This is a genomic window from Lysinibacillus sp. GbtcB16 (assembly GCF_019091145.1).
In the GTDB taxonomy this organism is placed as follows: domain Bacteria; phylum Bacillota; class Bacilli; order Bacillales_A; family Planococcaceae; genus Lysinibacillus; species Lysinibacillus fusiformis.
Genome location: NZ_JAGXJV010000126.1, coordinates 1 through 467, shown reverse-complemented (window position 1 = coordinate 467; position 467 = coordinate 1). Strand labels below are relative to the sequence as shown.

Here is a 467-nt window from a genome sequence, read left to right as displayed (position 1 = left end):
ATTTCAGAAGTTTTTGTATGGAAGACCTTAGCTTTCACGAGATCAGCCTGGGAAGGCCCCCACCCTGTAACCTGAGAACCTTCTTCAATTTGGAACTCCCTAAAGTGAATCTGACCGTTTTTAAACAATGCAGGTCTGAAATCCATATGAGTAATTGCTGTATTTGTTGGCTTGTAAGTTAAGACTAAACGTTGCCACTTATCGTACTTGAACGGAATAGGGACACCACAACTTTCAATACTTACATCTTGATACTCTACTCGGTTTCCGTCTTTATCGTAAAACTGAATAATGAAAGGAACTTGGTAATCCCATACAGTATTATTGCTGTCTGCATAGAAGTCTACAGAAAATGTATACGTTGTGTTAGCCTTTGCAGGAATCTTGTGAGTTTGTGCTGAACGAATAAGCGCTTCAGTTAGTCCACTAGCCCATATTTTAAGGATATTACTACTTCTCTTATCTTC

1 pseudogene is annotated in these 467 nt (G+C 39.0%); it reads right to left on the bottom strand.

The annotated features are described in order from the left end of the window. A pseudogene (locus tag KVT27_RS23665) lies at positions 1-467 on the bottom strand (hypothetical protein); the annotation flags it as partial.